The 1,519-nt window shown below is 70.1% G+C and carries 2 protein-coding genes; both read left to right on the forward strand.

Annotation, left to right across the window (positions count from 1 at the left end; genetic code table 11):
• The coding region (locus tag FVW20_RS14890; RefSeq protein WP_307831574.1) for a glycoside hydrolase family 3 N-terminal domain-containing protein at positions 1 to 761 on the forward strand (761 nt) is incomplete at its 5' end.
• A gap of 158 nt (positions 762 to 919) precedes the next feature.
• Positions 920 to 1,378 (forward strand): tRNA (cytidine(34)-2'-O)-methyltransferase, encoded by a 459-nt coding sequence (locus FVW20_RS14895; protein WP_196610222.1) that lies wholly within the window; start codon positions 920 to 922, stop codon positions 1,376 to 1,378.
• Positions 1,379 to 1,519 lie beyond the last annotated feature (141 nt).

Here is a 1,519-nt window from a genome sequence, read left to right on the forward strand (position 1 = left end):
GCCCGGCCATCGGCAGGCTGGGGCGGGCCTACGGGCGCGACCCGCGCGCGGTGGCGGCCCACGCGGCGGCGTTCGTCAACGGCATGGCGCAGGCGGGCGTGGTGTCGTGCCTCAAGCATTTTCCCGGCCACGGCAGTGCCCGAACAGATTCGCACCTGGGCGTCACCGACGTGTCCGCCACCCGCAGACCCGAGGAACTGTGGCCCTATCGCACCCTGCTGCGCCCTGCGGGCAACGCCTGGGCAGACGGTTGGGGCGGCATGGTCATGGTGGGGCACCTGTACGACAACCGGCTGGACGCTGCGCACCCCGCCACCCTGTCGCGCCCGACCATCGACGGCCTGCTGCGCCGCGACATCGGCTGGCGGGGCGTGGTGATCACCGACGACTTGCAGATGGGCGCCATCACCGATCGCTACCCGCTGGAAGAGGTGGTGTTCCGCGCAGTGGACGCGGGGGCGGACATTTTGCTGTTCGGCAACAACCTGCGCTGGCAGCCGGACCTGACCGAGCGGGTGCATGCAACGCTGACCGGCCTCGTGCAGTCGGGCCGCATTTCCGAAGACCGCATCCGCCAGTCGTACCAGCGCATCGCCCGGCTGAAGGGGCTGCTGCGCGCGGGTGATGCCACGCTGGGCGGCAGCGGGCTTGGCGTGCCAGATTTGCCCGATTTTCCGGATGTATCGGGCGGGCCCGATGCCGGGGGCGGTGCCGAGCGGGGCCGGGTAGGCATCGGCGTGGGTACTTCCATCGCGCCGTAGCTGCGGTTGGGCGTTGTCGGCTGTCCGGCGCGCCGGAACGCGTGTGCCCTCCGGTCTTTCCTTCCTCGCACAGGGCGGATAGGGTGCGGCCCGTTCCGCCACATGCCGCTCACTGTTTACGGTAGCACGGCGCAATCCTTTTCTTACGGTATCATCACATGCACATCGTCCTGTACCATCCGGAAATTCCGCCCAATACGGGCAACGTGGCGCGGCTGTGCGCGGCCACGCGCACCCCGCTGCACCTCATCGAGCCGCTGGGCTTCAGCCTGGACGACCGCTACCTGAAGCGGGCCGGGCTGGACTACTGGCCGCACGTGAACCTTTCCGTGTGGCCGGACTGGCAGGCCTATCTTGACGGGCCGGGGCGCGAGCACCGTCTGGTCATGACCAGCGCCCGCGCGGGCGCTGTGGTCCACCGTTTCGACTTCACGGAGCGCGATGCCCTTGTGTTCGGGCCGGAGACCACCGGCCTGCCCGCAGGGGTGCTGGACGCCACGCCGCACCACGTGCGCATTCCCATCTGGGGCGAGGTGCGCAGCCTGAACCTGTCCACGGCCACGGGCATCGTGCTGTATCAGGCGCTGGCGCACACCGGGGCGCTGGAAGGTCGTTGATGGATTTCCTGTGGGGTGCGTGGGGTGTGTGGGGTCTGCTGGCCGTGCCGCCGCTGGCCCTGCTGCTGGACCTGTGGCTGGGCGACCCGCGCAGCCTGCCGCACCCGGTGTGCGGGGTGGGCCGCATGTTGCGCCGGGCGG

Source organism: Nitratidesulfovibrio oxamicus, assembly GCF_015731765.1.
GTDB classification, from domain to species: domain Bacteria; phylum Desulfobacterota; class Desulfovibrionia; order Desulfovibrionales; family Desulfovibrionaceae; genus Cupidesulfovibrio; species Cupidesulfovibrio oxamicus.